General features: G+C 72.4%; 16 protein-coding genes. 5 read left to right on the top strand and 11 right to left on the bottom strand.

Going from position 1 to position 16,302, the window contains the following annotated elements:
* Positions 1 to 16 precede the first annotated feature (16 nt).
* Together AC4D2C_RS18385 and AC4D2C_RS18380 are read left to right on the top strand one after the other, a co-directional pair.
* Positions 17 to 853, top strand: a complete 837-nt coding sequence (locus AC4D2C_RS18385; RefSeq protein WP_490907837.1) for a metal ABC transporter ATP-binding protein — start codon at positions 17 to 19, stop codon at positions 851 to 853.
* Between the two features lie 2 nt (positions 854 to 855).
* Positions 856 to 1,749 carry a metal ABC transporter permease gene (locus AC4D2C_RS18380; protein ID WP_490916254.1) on the top strand — a complete coding sequence of 298 codons (894 nt, stop codon included), beginning with the start codon at positions 856 to 858 and terminating at the stop codon, positions 1,747 to 1,749.
* Here the strand turns inward: AC4D2C_RS18380 and AC4D2C_RS18375 are convergent.
* The 3 genes from AC4D2C_RS18375 to AC4D2C_RS18365 all read right to left on the bottom strand — a co-directional run bounded on the left by AC4D2C_RS18375 (position 1,746) and on the right by AC4D2C_RS18365 (position 3,459).
* Positions 1,746 to 2,297 (bottom strand): MarR family winged helix-turn-helix transcriptional regulator, encoded by a 552-nt coding sequence (locus AC4D2C_RS18375; protein WP_490916253.1) that lies wholly within the window; start codon positions 2,295 to 2,297, stop codon positions 1,746 to 1,748. The two genes, AC4D2C_RS18380 and AC4D2C_RS18375, sit on opposite strands and share 4 nt — an antisense overlap.
* Before the next feature lie 51 nt (positions 2,298 to 2,348).
* Positions 2,349 to 2,915 (bottom strand): MarR family winged helix-turn-helix transcriptional regulator, encoded by a 567-nt coding sequence (locus AC4D2C_RS18370; RefSeq protein ID WP_490916252.1) that lies wholly within the window; start codon positions 2,913 to 2,915, stop codon positions 2,349 to 2,351.
* Between the two features lie 94 nt (positions 2,916 to 3,009).
* Entirely contained in the window at positions 3,010 to 3,459 is a 450-nt protein-coding gene (locus AC4D2C_RS18365) for a Fur family transcriptional regulator (RefSeq protein ID WP_490916251.1), read from the bottom strand.
* 80 nt (positions 3,460 to 3,539) lie between these two features.
* On the opposite strand from AC4D2C_RS18365, the gene AC4D2C_RS18360 reads away from it, so the two are divergent.
* The 3 genes from AC4D2C_RS18360 (at position 3,540) to AC4D2C_RS18350 (ending at position 5,771) form a co-directional block, all read left to right on the top strand.
* Positions 3,540 to 4,217 (top strand): MBL fold metallo-hydrolase, encoded by a 678-nt coding sequence (locus tag AC4D2C_RS18360; RefSeq protein WP_490916249.1) that lies wholly within the window; start codon positions 3,540 to 3,542, stop codon positions 4,215 to 4,217.
* A 122-nt stretch (positions 4,218 to 4,339) separates the two neighbouring features.
* A complete protein-coding gene (locus tag AC4D2C_RS18355; protein ID WP_490916248.1) occupies positions 4,340 to 5,167 on the top strand; it encodes a sulfurtransferase in 828 nt (275 codons plus the stop codon).
* A gap of 178 nt (positions 5,168 to 5,345) precedes the next feature.
* Positions 5,346 to 5,771: an HIT family protein gene (locus AC4D2C_RS18350; RefSeq protein ID WP_490907836.1), complete on the top strand. Its 426-nt coding sequence runs from the start codon at positions 5,346 to 5,348 to the stop codon at positions 5,769 to 5,771.
* 26 nt (positions 5,772 to 5,797) lie between these two features.
* On the opposite strand, the gene hrpA is transcribed toward AC4D2C_RS18350, so the two are convergent.
* The 8 genes from hrpA to AC4D2C_RS18310 form a co-directional block, all read right to left on the bottom strand.
* Positions 5,798 to 9,832, bottom strand: a complete 4,035-nt coding sequence (gene hrpA, locus AC4D2C_RS18345) for an ATP-dependent RNA helicase HrpA (protein ID WP_490916247.1) — start codon at positions 9,830 to 9,832, stop codon at positions 5,798 to 5,800.
* A 46-nt stretch (positions 9,833 to 9,878) separates the two neighbouring features.
* The gene (locus AC4D2C_RS18340) at positions 9,879 to 10,880 is read right to left on the bottom strand and encodes a helix-turn-helix transcriptional regulator (protein WP_490916246.1); all 1,002 of its coding nucleotides are present in this window, start codon (positions 10,878 to 10,880) and stop codon (positions 9,879 to 9,881) included.
* 96 nt (positions 10,881 to 10,976) lie between these two features.
* Complete coding sequence (locus tag AC4D2C_RS18335; protein WP_490916245.1) at positions 10,977 to 11,843, bottom strand: class I SAM-dependent methyltransferase; 867 nt, start codon at positions 11,841 to 11,843, stop codon at positions 10,977 to 10,979.
* A 115-nt stretch (positions 11,844 to 11,958) separates the two neighbouring features.
* Positions 11,959 to 12,528 (bottom strand): hypothetical protein, encoded by a 570-nt coding sequence (locus tag AC4D2C_RS18330; RefSeq protein ID WP_490916244.1) that lies wholly within the window; start codon positions 12,526 to 12,528, stop codon positions 11,959 to 11,961.
* The gene (locus AC4D2C_RS18325) at positions 12,525 to 13,976 is read right to left on the bottom strand and encodes a DUF58 domain-containing protein (RefSeq protein WP_490916243.1); all 1,452 of its coding nucleotides are present in this window, start codon (positions 13,974 to 13,976) and stop codon (positions 12,525 to 12,527) included. Before AC4D2C_RS18325 ends, AC4D2C_RS18330 begins: the two co-directional genes overlap by 4 nt.
* Positions 13,969 to 14,988, bottom strand: a complete 1,020-nt coding sequence (locus tag AC4D2C_RS18320; protein WP_490916242.1) for an AAA family ATPase — start codon at positions 14,986 to 14,988, stop codon at positions 13,969 to 13,971. The genes AC4D2C_RS18325 and AC4D2C_RS18320 overlap by 8 nt, the downstream gene beginning before the upstream one ends.
* A complete protein-coding gene (locus AC4D2C_RS18315) occupies positions 14,985 to 15,464 on the bottom strand; it encodes a hypothetical protein (protein ID WP_490916241.1) in 480 nt (159 codons plus the stop codon). The genes AC4D2C_RS18320 and AC4D2C_RS18315 overlap by 4 nt, the downstream gene beginning before the upstream one ends.
* A complete protein-coding gene (locus AC4D2C_RS18310) occupies positions 15,461 to 16,195 on the bottom strand; it encodes a DUF4129 domain-containing protein (protein WP_490916240.1) in 735 nt (244 codons plus the stop codon). The genes AC4D2C_RS18315 and AC4D2C_RS18310 overlap by 4 nt, the downstream gene beginning before the upstream one ends.
* Positions 16,196 to 16,302 lie beyond the last annotated feature (107 nt).

Genomic DNA, 16,302 nt, shown 5'->3' with positions numbered 1-16,302 from the left:
CTGGGAGCCGCTCCGCATGACCTCGACGACCTCGCGCTCCGCGCAGTCCCCGGACGGCGCAGTGGGCCCGGCGATCAGCCTGCGCGGCGCGGCGCTCTCCTTCGGACGACGCACGCTCTGGGAGGGCCTCGACCTCGACATCATGCCGGGCGAGTTCTTCGCCGTACTCGGACCGAACGGATCGGGCAAGACGAGCTTCCTGAAGGTGCTGCTCGGGCTGCAGCCGCTCGACACAGGGACCGCGACGATCGACGGCCGTCCGATCACGCGCGGCAGTCGCGACCTCGGCTACATCCCGCAGCAGAAAGCCTTCCCGCCCGAGACACCGCTGCGTGCGCGCGACCTGGTGGGACTCGGCGTGGACGGCCACCGGTGGGGGCTGCGGCTGCACGGACGCGCGTACCGCGAGCGGGTGGACAGCCTCCTCCGGGACGTCGGCGCCGCGTCCTACGCCGACGCCCCCGTGGGGCTCCTCTCGGGCGGTGAGCAGCAGCGGCTGCGTGTCGCGCAGGCCCTGGCCACCGACCCGACCGTCCTCCTGTGCGACGAGCCCCTGCTGTCGCTCGACCTGAACCACCAGCAGGCCGTGAGCTCGCTCATCAACCGGCAGTGCCATGAGAAGAACAGCGCGGTGGTCTTCGTGACGCACGAGATCAATCCCGTCATCGACTACGTGGACCGCGTCCTCTACCTCGCCGACGGACGGTTCCGCGTCGGGGCGCCCGCGGAGGTCATGACCAGCGAGGTCCTCTCCGACCTCTACGACAGCCCCGTCGAGGTGCTGCACAGCAACGGCCGGATCGTCGTCGTGGGCCTGCCCGACGCGACCACCCACCACCACGAGAGCGCCTGAGCATGGACTTCTCCGGGATCGTGGAGGCGATCTTCACCTTCGACAACTACGCCCAGCTGCTCCCGCTGGTGCGGAACTCCCTGATCGCCGGAGCCGTCCTCGGCCTGCTGGGCGGGCTCATCGGGACCTTCGTCATGATGCGCGATCTCGCCTTCGCGGTGCACGGCATCGCGGAACTCTCGTTCGCCGGAGCGGCCTTCGCGCTGCTCATCGGGGCCAACGTCGTGGGCGGCTCGCTCGTGGGATCGGTGCTCGCGGCGCTCGTGCTCGGGTTCATGGGGATCCGGGCGCGCGACCGCAACTCGATCATCGGAGTGGTCATGCCGTTCGGCCTGGGGCTCGGCATCCTGTTCCTCGCCCTCTACGAGGGGCGCGCCGCCAACAAGTTCGGCCTCCTCACCGGGCAGATCGTCTCCGTCGACGACGTGCAGCTGAACCTGCTCGTGGGGTGCGCCGCCGTCGTCATCGTCACCCTCGCCGCCATCTGGCGTCCGCTGACATTCGCCAGTGCCGACGCCGACCTCGCCGAGGCGCGCGGTGTGCCCGTGCGAGGGCTCTCGATCCTCTTCATGGTCCTGCTGGGGATCTCGGTCGCCCTGTCCATCCAGGTGGTCGGTGCCCTGCTGGTGCTGGCCCTGCTCATCACCCCGGCGGCAGCGGCCCTCAAGGTCACCTCCGCGCCGGGGCTCGTGGTCCTGCTGAGCGTGCTGTTCGCGTGCACGTCGGTGGTGGGCGGCATCCTCCTCGCGCTGGGGGGCCGCATCCCGATCAGCCCCTACGTCACCACGATCTCCTTCGTGATCTACCTGCTGTGCCGGGTGGTCGGTTCACGTCGGGCGGCGGCACGATCACGTACGGACGGCCTCCCGCGGGGCGCCGCCGCGACGCGGGGCTAGGGCTCCCGGGTCCGGTCCGCCTGCTCGACGGCGTCGGTCAGGGCCTGTTCCATACTGCGCAGGAAGCGCGTGACCGTCTCGGTCTCCGCGTCCGTCAGGCCGTCGGCCGCGACGAGGACACCGCGCTTCTCGATGTCGAAGGCAACGCGGAACTCCTCCGTGGCCTTCTCACCGGGCTCGATGATCACGGAGCGGCGGTCCACCGGGTGGCGCCGGCGGCGGATGAACCCGGCCCTCTCGAGCCTGTCGATCACGAGGGTGGTGGACGCGCTCGAGATCCCGAGGGCCAGCGCCAGCTCCTTCGGGCTCGCCCCCTCGTCGCGCTGCCAGACCGAGAGCAGATAGCGCAGCGCGCTCAGGTCCGTCTCGTTGACGTTGAGCCGTCGGCCGAGGCGCCGGCGCAGGTCGTTCTCCAGGGTGCGGTATGCGCGCAGGGCGTTGAGGACGTCGACGCCGGTAGGCGCGCGGTCGGTCGGCGGTGCGGACGCGTCGGAGCTGCCCGGCGGGTACCAGTAGCCCGCTCCCTGCTGCGCGTCCGATGAATCCATGTCCTTAGCTTAGGTCATCTAGTAGTCAATCCTTCTAGCTACCGGCCCGGATCACTCCGGAGCCGGCGGCGCGGCGTCCTGGGGTGCAGCCGTGCCCAGGACTGCCGGGAACTCGAGTCCCGATACCGCTCGCCCTAGGTCGCCGAGGAACCGGTGGATCACGGCGCTCTCTCCGGGAGAGAGCGCGTTCGCGGCAGCCATCATGCGCTCGTGCAGGGTCCCCATGGTGGCGCGGACCTCCTCGTCCGTCGCGGCGGTGGGCCAAATCTCGACGGCCCGCCGGTCCGTGGCACTCGGGCGGCGTTCGGCGTGGCCGCTCTTGGTCAGACGGTCGACGAGGACCGTCGTCGCCGCCGTCGAGATGCCGAGCTCGCGCGCGAGTACCGCCGCGGTCAGCGGCGTGCCGGTCTGCCCGGCGCGGAGCAGGAGGCGCAGCGCCGTCATGTCCGACCGCCCGAGATGCATGGAGTCCCTGCTCCGGCCGCGCATGGCGATCTCGGCGGTCCGGTACCGCCGCACGGCGTCGATCAGGTCCTCGAGGCGCTCCGGACCGGGACCGGAGGTCTGCCGGTCCGCTGTCGGAACCGCGGCGGGAGGGACGGGAGGATCGGGCGGCACAGGAATCAGCGTAGTCGAGGGCGGCCACCGGCGTCCCGGGTATGGGGCGGTATCGCAGCGGACGCCGGATGGGGTACCGTCCCGCTGCCGCGCATCAGGGCCGGGAGGCCGACGCCGAGCACTCCGGGCACAGCCCGTGGATCTCGACCGTGTGTGCGGTGTCGGTGAAGCCGTGGTCGGCGGCGACGCGCGCGGCCCACTGCTCGACAGCGGGAGCCTCGATCTCCACGGCCCGGCCGCAGTTCCTGCACAGCAGGTGATGGTGGTGGTGCTCCACGGCGCAGCGACGGTAGACCGCCTCGTTGTCGCCGCTGCGCAGCACGTCCACGAGGCCGTCGTCGGCCATGGACTGCAGGATCCTGTACGTCGTCGCGAGCGAGACCGACTCCCCGCGGTCGTGGAGCACCCGGTGGAGCTCCTGGGTGCTGACGAAATCGTCGAGGTCGTCGAGGGCGGCACTGACCGCACGGCGCTGGCGCGTGACGCGCTGCGCGCCTCCCGTTCCTACCGTGGGCCCTGCCTCGGATGTCGCCTCAGGCGTCATGTTCCAACCTTCCCGAGGGCACCGGACGTGCCCTGGACCAGAGTCAAGATTATCAGCGTGGCCGCGGGTAGTCTGGGCGCATGCTGCTGACCAAGTTCTCGCACTCCTGCGTGCGTCTCGAGCAGGACGGCGCCGTGCTCGTCATCGATCCGGGCTCCTTCTCGGAGGTCGAGGAGGCCCTCGAGGACGCTGCCGCGATCCTCGTCACCCACGAGCACCCCGATCACATCGACCTGGAACGGGTGGTCGCCGTGCTCGCGGCGAACCGTTCCATGCAGCTCTGGGCTCCACCCGGTGCCGCCGATGCCGTCACGCAGGGCCTGGGCGATGCCGCGGGTGACCGGGTCCACGCCGTGGCCGGTGGCGAGGACTTCTCCACCGCGGGCTTCGACGTCCGGACGTTCGGCGGCCAGCACGCGCTGATCCATCCCCTCATCCCCATGATCGCCAACTTGGGGTTCCTCGTCCGGGGGGTCGGGGGAGCAGGGGGCCCCGTCTACCACCCGGGCGACTCCTTCGTCGTCCCCGACGGCATCGACGTCCGGACGCTGCTCGTCCCCGTCCACGCGCCCTGGTCGAAGCTCGCCGAGGTGGTGGACTTCGTGGCCTCCGTGCGTGCGCCGCGCGCGTTCCAGATCCACGACGCATTGTTGAACGAGACCGGGCTCGGCATGGTCGAGGGCCACGTCACCCGGCTCGGTGCGCGCTACGGGACCGTGTTCCGCCATCTGGAGGTCCGCGAGGGCGTCGAGGTCTGACGGGCGCCACCCGGGCGCCCCGGGTCCTTGGTGCGCGGACCGGCGTGTGGTGGACTGGCCTGCATCAGGGCCGGCCGCGGTGATCACCGCGGTCCGGCCGCCCGTCCCGACAGGAGATCTCGATGAAGACTCTGATGGATGTGCAGGAACTGCAGGACCGGATGACCTCCGGCCTGCAGACCATCCTGCTCGACGTGCGCTGGTCCCTGGGCGACCCCCACGGCCACGAGCACTACCGCGCCGCCCACATACCCGGTGCCGTGTATGTGGACATGGAGACCCAGCTCTGTTCCCCCGGCGGTCCGGGCATCGGCCGTCACCCGCTGCCCACGGCCGAGGCGCTGCAGGAGGCCGCCCGCCAGTGGGGCCTGAACGACGGCGACGTCGTGGTCGCCTACGACGACTCGGGGAACCTCGCGGCCGCCCGCCTCTGGTGGCTCCTGCGTGACGCCGGCGTCACGCAGGTCAGCCTGCTCGACGGCGGCCTGACCGCGTGGCGCGCCGCAGGGTTCGACGTCGAGGGCGGGGAGGAGCGCCACTGCGTCGGCACCGTGCACCTCACCCCGGGTCACATGCCGGTCGTCTCGGTCCCGGACCTCCTCGACGCCTCGGTGGTCGACGTCCTGATCGACGCCCGTGCAGGTGAGCGTTTCCGCGGCGAGCAGGAGCCGGTGGATCCGCAGGCCGGCCATATCCCCGGCGCGGTCAGTGCGCCGACGGCGGACAACCTCGCGGCGGACCGGCGCTTCCGCACCGCGGACGAACTCCGGCGCCGCTTCGGGGCCCTCGGCGCCGACCGCGGGCGCGTCGCGGTCTACTGCGGCTCCGGCATCACGGCAGCCCACGAGATCGCCGCCCTGGACATCGCGGGCATCGACGCCTCACTGTTCCCGGGTTCGTGGTCGCAGTGGTCCACGACGCCGGGCCTCCCGGTCGCGACGGGCGCCTGACCCGGCGCGCAGGGGCGGTTCGACGGCGGGCCCGTCACTGGTCCGCCCCGGGTTGCTCGGGTAGCGTCGGGGCATGACCCCAGGACGCCCCGTGCCACCGCCCCTGCGCGGCCGCGTGACACTGCCCGACGCGTCGTCGCACACCGGCGTCCGACCAGCCGCAACCCCAGGAGGCACGATGCCCACGCTGTTCACGAGGATCATCGACGGCGAGATCCCTGGCCGGTTCGTCTGGCAGGACGAGGACGTCGTCGCGTTCCTGACCATCGCCCCGATCACGCCGGGGCACACGCTCGTGGTGCCGCGCCGGGAGATCGGGCACTGGCTCGACGCCGACCCTGACACCCTGGCCACGGTGATGGCGGTGGCGCAGACCGTCGGCCGGGCGCAGGAGAAGGCATTCGGGGCGAAACGCGTGGGGGTCCTGCTCGAGGGCTACGAGGTACCCCACCTCCACGTCCACGTGTGGCCCACGCAGTCGCCGCAGGACTTCGACCTCCGGCGCGTCGACCACGACCCCGACCCGGGAGCGATGGACCGCGCCGCCGACGCCCTGCGCACCGCCCTCCGGGACGCGGGGCACGGCGCCCACGTCCCGGGGTAGACGGGCCGACGGCGGTCCGGCCACCCCTACCGCGTCGCTGCCAGTGCCTCGTTGAGTGCGGTCCGCACGCGCTTCTCGGACACCGAGTACGCCGTCCCGAGGTCCTGCGCGAAGAGGCTGACGCGCAGCTCCTCGATCATCCAGCGCACGCGCCGGAGGGCGGCCGGGCGGTGACGCCCCGCGGCGAGGGACGCCACGGCGTCGTCGTACTCGTCCTCCAGCCGCTGGATCACCGCGGTGGCGAGACCGTCGCGCTGCACGTTCGTGGGCAGCTTCTCCAGCCGGACCTCGATGGCCTTCAGATACCGGGGCAGGTGCGCCAGCTGCGCGTAGCCCGTCGCCGCCACGAACCCGGGGTACACGAGGTGCTCGAGCTGGCTCCGGACGTCGTTCAGGGCCGTGATGAGCGCGAGGCTCGTGGTGCCCTTGAGCTGCTTCTGGATCCGGCGGTTGCTGGACAGCACGCGCTCCACCGTCGCGGTCACCGTGAAGACGGTGTCGATGAGCTCGGCGCGGACGTCCTCGTACAGCCGGTCGAAGGCCTCCTCGGTCCAGGGCAGCTCCTCGGGCACGAGCTTGTCGATCGCCGCGAGCGAGCAGTCCCGGATCAGCTCCGCGACGCTGCCGTGCGGGTTCTGGCTGAAGGTGAGCTTCTCGGTGTTGCTCAGGTGCTCCAGGACGTACTTCGCCGGGCTCGGGATCCGCAGCGCCAGGAGCCGGATGACACCCGCGCGCATGACCGTGGCCTGCTGGCCGGCGTCGGGGAAGACCTTCAGGCCCACGGAGGTGCCCTCGTCCACCAGGGCGGGGAAGCCCGTGATCCGGTGTCCGGCGACGGTGCGGGACACCTCGCGCTCGACGGCGCCGAAGACCCACGCCTTCTCTCCCGTGCGTTCCGCGACGGCCGGCGCCTCGGCGACGGCGATCCCGCCGCGGGAGGCAGGGGCGGCGCCGGTGCGCCCGCCCGTCCGGGGCGCGTCGGCGGCGGGGGCGCCGCGGCCGGCCCGCCCGGAGGCGGGACGTCCCTCGTCGCGTCCGGCGGGGCCCGTGCCAGCGCCGCGGCCGCCCCGACCGGGTCCTCCCGAGGGCCGTGTGCTGCCGGGCGTGGCGCCGAGGGACTGCGCGATGGCACGGCTGACCGCGGGCGCGAGCGACTCCTTGAGCGCCTCGAGGTCGCGGGACTCGTCGAGCACCCGTCCACCGGCGTCGACGATGCGGAACATCATCAGCAGGTGCTGCGGGACGGCCGACCAGTTCCACGAGCCCGGCGGGATGACGTGTCCGCGCAGGCGGCGCAGCGCGAGTTCGAGGGACGCCTCGAGATCGTCCTCGGCGGGGTCGAAGTCGCCGGCGAGCGCGGCGACGGCGGCCCGGGCGACGTCGGGGGCGGGCACAAAGTTCTTCCGCACCTGCTTGGGCAGGGACTTGATGAGCGCGGTGACGAGTTCCACGCGCTGGCCGGGGATCTGCCAGCGGAACGGCTTCGGCTCGAGCTGGTTGAGGAACAGCACCGGGATGGTGACCGTGACGCCGTCGTGCGCCTCGGGGGTCAGGGGCGAGAACTCGTACGTCAGCGGCAGCTCGAAGCCCGCCTGGTGCCAGGTGCTCGGGAACGCCGCCTCGTCGAGTTCCGCCGCGTCCTCACTGAGGAGCTGCTCCGGGTCGAAGTCGAGCAGGTCGGGGTGGTCCTGGCGGGCCTGCTTCCACCAGGAGTCGAAGTGCCGTTCGGAGACGACGTCGGGGCCGATGCGCTGGTCGTAGAACTCGAAGAGCGTCTCGTCGTCGACCCGCAGGTCACGCCGTCGCAGCCGGTTCTCGAGCTCCTCCACCTCGGCGAGGCGGGCCTGGTTGCGGCTGAAGAAGGTGTGGTGCGTCTTCCAGTCGCCCTCCACGAGGGCGTGCCGGATGAACAGTTCGCGGGCCACGTCCCGGTCGATCCGCCCGTAGTTGATGCGGCGCTGGGGCACGATCGGCACACCGTAGAGCGTGACCTTCTCGTAGGCCATGACCGAGCCCATCTTCCTCGACCAGTGCGGCTCGCTGTAGGTGCGCTTCACGAGGTGCGGTGCCACCTGTTCGGCCCACAGGGGGTCGATGCGGGCGACCACCCGGGCCCAGAGCCGAGAGGTCTCCACCAGTTCGGCGGCCATGACCCAGTCGGGCGACTTCTTGAACAGCGCCGACCCCGGGAAGACCGCGAACCGGGTCCCGCGGGCACCGGCGTACTCCCGCTTGCGCTGGTCGTAGAGGCCGATGTTGCTGAGCAGACCGGAGAGCAGGCTGACGTGGATCTGCTCGTGCAGGCCCACGGGGTCCACGGGTCCGGCGGGCAGCGTGATGCCGAGCGGCTTCGCGAGCTGGCGCAGCTGCTGGAAGAGGTCCTGCCACTCCCGGACGCGCAGGTAGTTGATGAACTCGGCCTTGCAGAGCTTCCTGAACTGCGTCGAGGAGAGCTCGTCCTGCTTCTCCTGGAGGTAGCGCCACAGGTTGAGGAAGGCCGTGAAGTCGGAGTTCTCGTCGACGAAGCGCTTGTGCTTCTCCGCCGCCTGCTGCTGCTTCGCCGGCTGGTCGGCCGAGGGCCGCTCGCGGGGGTCCTGGATGGTCAGTGCGGCCGCGAGGACCATGACCTCCTTGACGGCGCCGCGCGAACCGGCCTCGACGATCATGCGTCCCAGCCGGGGGTCCACGGGAAGCTGCGCGAGCTTGCGACCGACGGCGGAGAGCCCGCCGTCGTCCTTCAGCGCGCCGAGCTCACGCAGCAGGGCCACGCCGTCGTTGATGGCCTTGGTCTCGGGAGGTTCCACGAACGGGAACTCCGCGATGTCCTTGGGGCTGCGTGTGACGCCCATGGCCGCCATCTGCAGGATGACCGCGGCGAGGCTCGTGCGGAGGATCTCCGGCTCCGTGAACGGCCGGCGGGACTCGAAATCCTCCTCCGAGTAGAGGCGGATCGCGATGCCGTCGGAGACGCGGCCGCTACGGCCCGACCGCTGGTTCGCAGACGCCTGCGAGACGCGCTCGATCGGCAGGCGCTGCACCTTGGTGCGGTGGGAATAGCGCGAGATGCGTGCCGTCCCCGTGTCGATCACGTACTTGATCCCCGGCACGGTGAGGGACGTCTCGGCGACGTTCGTGGCCAGCACGATGCGGCGGTGGTTGCCCGTGGGGCGGAAGACGCGGTGCTGCTCCTCGAGGGACAGGCGCGCGAACAGCGGGAGCACCTCGGTGCCGCGCAGGCGCGTTGTGGACTGGATCCTCGCCCGGAGCGCGTCCGCGGCGTCGCGGATCTCGCGCTCGCCGGAGAAGAAGACCAGGATGTCACCCGGCGCCTCGAGGGAGAGTTCGTCCACGGCGTCGCAGACGGCATCCAGGGGGTCGCGTTCCTCCTCGAGCTCGCTATCCGCACCGCCGTCGCCGTCGTCGATCCCGCCCGGCAGCTGGTCGAGCGGCCGGTACCGGATCTCCACGGGGTAGGTGCGGCCCGAGACCTCGATGATCGGTGCGGGGGAGGTGTCCGCGACGGCGGCATCGGCGGCGAAGTGCGCGGCGAACCGCTCGGGGTCGATGGTGGCCGAGGTGATGATGACCTTGAGGTCCGGCCGCTCGGGCAGGATCCGCCGGAGGTAGCCGAGGATGAAGTCGATGTTCAGGCTGCGCTCGTGCGCCTCGTCGATGATGATGGTGCTGTACTTGCGCAGCATCCTGTCGTGCTGGATCTCGGCGAGCAGGATGCCGTCGGTCATGAGCTTGATCTTGGTCTTGCGGCCCACCGAGCCGGTGAAGCGGACCTGGTAGCCCACCTCCTCGCCGAGCGGGACCTGCAGTTCCTCGGCGATGCGCTCGGCCACGGTGCGGGCAGCGAGGCGCCGCGGCTGGGTGTGACCGATCAGGCCGCGCTCCGCCAGGCCGAGCTCGAGGCACATCTTGGGGATCTGCGTCGTCTTCCCGGACCCGGTCTCGCCGGCGATGATGGTGACCTGGTTGGCCGCGATCGCGGCCATGATGTCTGCCCGGCGTTCCGAGACTGGAAGGTCCGCGGGGTAGGAGATTGTCAGTGTCATGGTTGCCTGCCAGTCTAGTTGCTCGTGCCGGACCGCAGGCGGGCGTTCACTGAGGGCTGGGCTCCGGCTCGACGGCGTCGTCGGTGCGGGCGGGCACCCCCGCCGATCGGCGCAGGCGGTCGGCCACGACGACGGCGCGCTCGCGCATCTCGGCCGGCTCGAGCACCTCGAAGTCCACGTCCCAGCTCGCCAGATAGGCGAGGGGGAAGTCCAGCGAGTCGAAGCCGGCCCGGAGCAGCGTGGCGTGCTCGCCGTCCGCCTCGAGCGTGCCCGTGTTCGAGGGCACACGCGACTCCAGCTCGTGCAGGGGCGCGTGGAACCTGATGACGGCGTCGTAGGAGTACGGCGAGCGCGTGATGGACTCCTGCACGTAGGCTGCGAGGTCCGTGGCCGGCAGGGGGCGGGGCGTGAAGCGGTCGCGTGCGACGGGGATGCTGTGGCAGCGGTCCACGCGGAAGGTCCGCCAGTCCTCCCGCGACCGGTCGAACGCCACGAGGTACCAGCGCCGTCCCGTGTCCACGAGGCGGTACGGCTCCACGACGCGGCGGGAGGACTCGCCGTCGTGCCGTTCGTAGCGGAAGGCCACGCAGCGGCGCTCGGTGATGGCCGACGAGAAGGCGGTCAGTACCTCGGGGTTCACGGGCGTGCTCGCGGCCGCCATGCGGGTCACCGCGGAACGGAGACCGGAGAAGCGGGGGCGGAGGCGGGCCGGGAGCACCTGCTCCAGTTTCGTGAGGGCACGGACGGACGCCTCGCCGACGCCGGAGACAGGGCTCGCCGTGACCGCCGTGAGGCCGATCGCGACGGCGAGTGCCTCGTCGTCGTCGAGCAGCAGCGGCGGGAGCTGGGCGCCGGCGCCCAGCTGGTAGCCGCCGGCCACGCCGGGCGAGGCATTGATGGGATAGCCCAGCGTGCGCAGCTTGCCGATGTCCCGCCGGACCGTGCGCTCGGTGACATCCATGCGCCGAGCGAGCGCCGGTCCGGTCCACTCACGCCTCAGCTGGAGGAGCGAGAGAAGCTGCAGGAGGCGTGCCGACGTCTCGATCATGGTCCAACGGTACGGCCGACCGCGGACAGGAACGGTCCGTATTGCCACCCGGTCACAGGCGATCCGCGCTGTCGGCCTCCCGGATCCCGTCCGCGGTCAGGTGCGGCCGGTTCCGGGGTCGCGCGGCGCCCGGTCGTGGCTCACCTTCGACAGCGTGAAGATCCCGTAGCGCATCGCACCGGTGCGGTAGGCCAGGATCATGCGCGGGAGGATCAGGAAGGAGATGCGGCTGCGTGCGACGCGACGGGCCTCGCGGTCGACGAGCACGGCCTTCACGAGCCGAGCGGCGCAGATCGTCCAGGTGCGTGCGACGCGGCGGCTGACGTCCTCATAGGCCGTGACCGTGAAGCCGGCCGCCACTGCCATCGCCTCGTAGTCCTCGCGCGTGCCCATCGACGGCAGCCGCCCATCCCGGCAGATCGGCTCGAGCAGGTGGCGTACCTTCCACGCGCGGGCCTCGGTCTCGGCGAGCCAGGCGCAGATGACGAAGCGGCCGCCGGGGACCAGCACGCGGTGCGCCTCCGCGAAGAACCCGGGCTTGTCGACCATGTGTTCGCTCGACTCGATCGCCCAGGCGGCGTCGGCCGAGGCATCGGGCAGCCCGCTGACGAGCCAATCGCGGACGTGGATGTCGACGCCGGGTACCGCATGCGCGGCGGCGTAGCGGGCCTGTTCGGCTGAGAGGGTGAGACCGGTGACGGCGACCCCGTGTGCGGCCGCGAGCAGCCGTGCGGTGGAGCCGTAGCCGCAGCCGATGTCGACGCACGCCTCGCCCGGGGTGAGGCGCAGCCGTTCGCCGACCGCTCGGCTCAGCGCCTCGACCGCCTGGGTGGACGTCTCGCGACCCGTCGTCCACAGCCCGTGATGGACATGCTCGCCCCACACGCCCCGATAGATCGGGTCGAGGTCGTCGTAGTGGTCCGCGACCGCTGCGGCGTTCTGGGAGATGTCGGGGACGATCACGCCAACACGCTACAACGACGCTCCATGCCCCCGTAAGGGTCCCGCTCGCGAAGAGAAACCCCGGGTCGACCGCGAGAGGGCTCCGGCCTGCCCTGCCGGTCGAGGAGACCTCGCCCTACGCGCGTCCCCTTCCTGCCAGCCAGAGCGCCCAGCAGCAGAACCCCGCCACTCCCACGACCACCACCGGGAGGCTGGAGCCGGCGTCACCCAGCAGCAGTGCGAGCAGGGCCACGGGCTGCGCGAGGAGCTGGATGCGGAGGAAGGACCGCGCGAGCTCTCGCAACGCACCCACACTGATCCACCCGCGGAGGGGGAGGTGGGCGAGCAGGAGGTAGAGCACGAACACTGCGTGGAGCCCGGCGACGAACACCAGGAGCCACGGTGATCCGGCGGGCAGATTCACCGCATACGCGACCACGAGCAGCATCAGGGACAGGAACGCGAGACCGATCGACGGAAGCACCGCCGCACCGACCGCCACCAGGACGGGCACCGCGATCCAGGCGGAGCCCTCCCAGACCACGGTTCCGAGCAGGACGGCCACCAGCGCCGTCGCCCCCCTCACCACGGCCAGCGGGACGAGCCCGCCCCGGTCGGGGACGGCACGGTCCGACGCACCAGGCCGCGCTGCACCAGGCCGCGCTGCAGAACGGTCGGCCGCGCGCGCCGGCAGAGGGAGCTTCATGGGGTCCCGCCGACGGCCGGGGCGACAGGGGTGCCGGAGTCGGGGACGCCGCGGTTCCCGCCCCGCCGTCCGGCCTGCCGGGCCAGCAGCCGGAGACCGGACTCGAGGTCGGGCCCCATCGCGGCGAAGAGGTCCGTACCCCCGGTGGTGGAGGCCGGCATGTCCCGCGCGCGCGGCCCTGGCCCGGACCGCACGTCCGCCGGGGCGCCGACGAACACCGGGATGCCGTCGTCCTGCAGGGCTGCGAGGAGCAGGCGGCGCCGGAGGAGCGTCACCCGCACGGCCTCCGCCTGGGACGCCGTCATCCCTCCCGGCCGCAGCGGGGGCACGCAGTCCACGCCGGCCACGAGGTGGCCCTGCGCATGCCACAGGCGCAGCAGGCGTGCCGGCTCGGCATCGAGGAAGGCGGAGAACACGACGACGACGGTGCCCGGCGGCGGGACCGGATCACGGCGGCGCCGCTTCCGGGGGACCACCGGCGTACCCGCCAGCCGGGTCCGGATCTGCTCCAGGTGCCGGGCCCCGCCCGCGGAGCGCAGGGGGCGGCGGGTGCCGGACAGGTCATGCAGTCCCACCCGGTCCCCGCCGGCCAGGAAGGACGCCGCCACCGTCGCCGCCGCCACCCGCGCCACATGGAGGGACCCCGGACCCGGGCGCCGCGGCCCTGCGGCGAACCAGTCGGCGGTCGACGCCGGAAGGTCGTACGCCTGGTCGACCACGAGGAAGACGGAGGCCTCGGCATCGGCGTAGGACCGCCGCACCATGAGCCGGTCCTGGTCGGTGGAGCGGCGTGCGGTGGCGCGCCAGTCGATCCGCCGCAGCGCATCGCCCGCCTGCAGGGGTGCCACGGACCGCAGTTCCCCGCCCTCGCCCGGTCGCCTCGACACGTGGGTGCCTGCGAGGCCGACGAGGCGGCGGGAGGCAGGCCGCGGGAGAAGAGGACCGATCGGTGGGAGGACGCTGACGCGGACCGGCGGACGGGACACGAAGGGCGAGGAACGCGTGAGGTCCGCGGTGAAGCCGGATGCACCGTAGGACAGCACGTCGCGCTCACCCGAGAACGGTGCCCGGACCAGCAGCGGGCACTCCTCGCCGGCTCTCAGCACGAGCGCATCCGGCGGGCACCCGGGTGCGGCCAGGACGGCCGCGACGAGACCTTCGGAGGACGCGCGGCCGGCCGGCCCCGAGGTGAGCAGCAGTCGCAGCCGGGAACCCTGTCCCTCGGCCCGCCTGTCCGCGGCGATGCCGACGGGTGTCTCCTCCCCGGCGGGCGATGCCGGGCGGCCCGCGAGGGCCAGGAGGGCGAACGGGGCTGCGAGCGCGACGGTGTCCGGCCGGCCTGCGACGAATCCCGCCACCACGCACACCAGCGCCACGATGACCGCCAGGGCCGCACCGGCGGACCGGGTGAGTCCGCCGGCCCTGCTCCCGGCCCCGCCCCTAGCCATGGGGCACGGTCGACGGCGCGGGCACCTCGGCCAGCACGTCGCGCACCACGCGCTCCGCAGCGACCCCCTGCGCCCAGGACGACGGCGTGAGGGTGAGCCGGTGCGCGAGGACCGCCACGGCGCCCTCCTTGATGTCCTCGGGGAGGACGAAGGTGCGCCCGTCGAGGACGGCGAGGGCGCGGCCGAGAAGCACGAGTGCCTGGGACCCGCGCGGCGAGGCGCCCACCTCGACATCGGGGTGGCGGCGCGTCGCCGCGGTGAGGCGCACCGCGTAGTCGATGACGTCGTCGTCCACGCCCACGGACTCCACGGCGGACTGCAGCCGCACCAGCCCGTCGCCCGTGGTCACGTTCGCCACCCGCGTCCCGTCCTGCCGCCGAGCCAGGCGCCGGGCGATGATGTCCTGCTCGCCGCCGGGACCGGGATACCCGAACCGGAGACGGACGAGGAAGCGGTCCAGCTGCGCCTCGGGCAGCGGGTAGGTGCCCTCGAACTCGATCGGGTTCGACGTCGCGAAGACGTGGAACGGCCGCTGCAGCCGCAGGGTGGTGCCCTCCACCGACACCTGCGCCTCCGCCATGGCCTCCAGCAGCGCGGACTGCGTCTTGGGGGAGGTCCTGTTGATCTCGTCGGCAAGGAACAGCCCCGTGAAGATCGGTCCCGGCTTGAACTCGAACTCGCGCGTGGCGGGATTGAAGATGGAGGACCCCGTGACGTCCGAGGGCAGGAGATCGGGCGTGAACTGCAGACGCCGGAAGTCGAGGCCGAGCGCCTGGGCGAGGGTCTTGGCCGCGAGCGTCTTGCCGAGTCCGGGGAGGTCCTCGAAGAGCACGTGGCCGCCGGCGAGGACCGCCGCGAGCGCGAGGCGGAGCGCGCCCTCGGCGCCGACGACGACGGTACCCGTGCGGTGCAGTACCTCCCCGCCCAGCCGGGCGGCGGCCGCGGGAGCGAACGCCCGAGCGGTGTCCGGGACGGTACCCGGGGCGGGAGCGTCGGGATCGATGGTGCTCATGCGGTCTCCTGGGGATGCGGTGCAGGCTGTGCAGGCTGTGCAGGCGGTGCGCCGGGGATGAGGACGAGCGCCGCGAGTTCGTCGACGACGGCGCGGAGCTCGCGGGAGGTGGGCGAGAGGGGGTGGGGCTGCGCGGTGAACGCGCGGAGGGCGTCGCTGCGCGGTGCGTCCGGCCGAGCCGCAGCCACCAGGACCGCGAGCGCGTGCACCTCCAGGACCGCGCGTGCCCCGGGCTCCGCGGACGCCAGCGAGAACTCGAGCGAGTGGAGGTCGGCGAGGCCGTGCACCGGTTCGGGGAGCGGTGGCAGGACGGCACGCGGGACGTCGACCGCCTCGAGGAGCCCGTTGGCGACGCCGGCCGCGACCGCAACCCCGACGAGCATGACGGCATGGCGTGCATCGAGGCCGAAGAACCAGCCCGCCGCGACGGCAAGGACGACCAGTGCGGCGGTGATGACCCACGCCGAGCGCTTCACGGAGCCTCCATCCGGCGGGAGGGCAGGGCGGCCGAGAGTTCCCGGACCGCGGTGAGCGCCTGGTCCCGGTCGTCCTGGCCCAGCGGCGACGCGGTGCCGGTGCCCGCCCGGCCGAACCGGGCGCGCTGGTAGAGGCGCGTCAGCACGGCCAGGGGAGCAGGGGGGAGGTCGAGGGCCGTGGCTGCGGCGGTCGCGAAGTCCGACGTCGTCTGGGCGCGGGTCCTCGCCACGCCCGCCGTCGCGCACAGGCGCTCGAAGTCGAGCCAGCACCGGATGACGACGTCCGAGGTGTCCGCATCCGTGGTCAGGAACGCCTGGGAGGCGTCCGTCCAGGCAGGGAGCGCGTCGGCCGCGAGGGAGGGTGGATCGTGCTGTTGCGGGTCGGTCTGCTCGGACACGCCGTCCTCGGCCTCCCGCTGCGCGCGGAACCGCTGCAGGAAGCGCACCAGCAGGGCGAGCCCCGCCATCACCAGTACCAGCAGTGCCGCGACGGCCCAGTCGCCGGCGATCTCGACGCGCTCGCCGTCGGGCAGGGGTTCCGCGGTGCCGGTGGCGGTCGGTGAGGGCGTGCTCGGCTGTTCCGTCACGGCGGCCGGTGCCTCCACGACGGGGTCCGCCGAGAAGTCGCCGATGAAGCCTGCCGCGAGGACGGCCAGGACCAGCATGATCACGGTCAGGGCGGGGACGACGGGTGCACCGGACGCGCGTCGCGGCCTGAGCTTCGTCGCCACGCGTCCCCTGCCGGTAGGTGCCAGTACGGTCCCCGGGACCGCGTGCTGGAGAGCCTACCAAAAGCAGAACCGCCGCCGGCCTGATGGCCGACGGCGGTGGACTCTGC

The sequence above is a fragment of the Arthrobacter sp. TJ-240 genome, from assembly GCF_058269195.1.
Note: the sequence above shows the minus strand (reverse complement) of the source record. Positions and strands in the feature narration are given on the sequence as shown.

Bases quoted from the DNA above. Each gene is read 5' to 3' on its own strand.
- hrpA (WP_490916247.1), bottom strand. From the start codon at position 9,832: ATGACACTGACAATCTCCTACCCCGCGGACCTTCCAGTCTCGGAACGC.
- AC4D2C_RS18380 (WP_490916254.1), top strand. From the start codon at position 856: ATGGACTTCTCCGGGATCGTGGAGGCGATCTTCACCTTCGACAACTAC.
- AC4D2C_RS18320 (WP_490916242.1), bottom strand. From the start codon at position 14,988: ATGAGCACCATCGATCCCGACGCTCCCGCCCCGGGTACCGTCCCGGAC.
- AC4D2C_RS18330 (WP_490916244.1), bottom strand. From the start codon at position 12,528: ATGAAGCTCCCTCTGCCGGCGCGCGCGGCCGACCGTTCTGCAGCGCGG.
- AC4D2C_RS18375 (WP_490916253.1), bottom strand. From the start codon at position 2,297: ATGGATTCATCGGACGCGCAGCAGGGAGCGGGCTACTGGTACCCGCCG.
- AC4D2C_RS18365 (WP_490916251.1), bottom strand. From the start codon at position 3,459: ATGACGCCTGAGGCGACATCCGAGGCAGGGCCCACGGTAGGAACGGGA.
- AC4D2C_RS18360 (WP_490916249.1), top strand. From the start codon at position 3,540: ATGCTGCTGACCAAGTTCTCGCACTCCTGCGTGCGTCTCGAGCAGGAC.
- AC4D2C_RS18355 (WP_490916248.1), top strand. From the start codon at position 4,340: ATGAAGACTCTGATGGATGTGCAGGAACTGCAGGACCGGATGACCTCC.
- AC4D2C_RS18325 (WP_490916243.1), bottom strand. From the start codon at position 13,976: ATGGCTAGGGGCGGGGCCGGGAGCAGGGCCGGCGGACTCACCCGGTCC.
- AC4D2C_RS18350 (WP_490907836.1), top strand. From the start codon at position 5,346: ATGCCCACGCTGTTCACGAGGATCATCGACGGCGAGATCCCTGGCCGG.
- AC4D2C_RS18385 (WP_490907837.1), top strand. From the start codon at position 17: ATGACCTCGACGACCTCGCGCTCCGCGCAGTCCCCGGACGGCGCAGTG.
- AC4D2C_RS18340 (WP_490916246.1), bottom strand. From the start codon at position 10,880: ATGATCGAGACGTCGGCACGCCTCCTGCAGCTTCTCTCGCTCCTCCAG.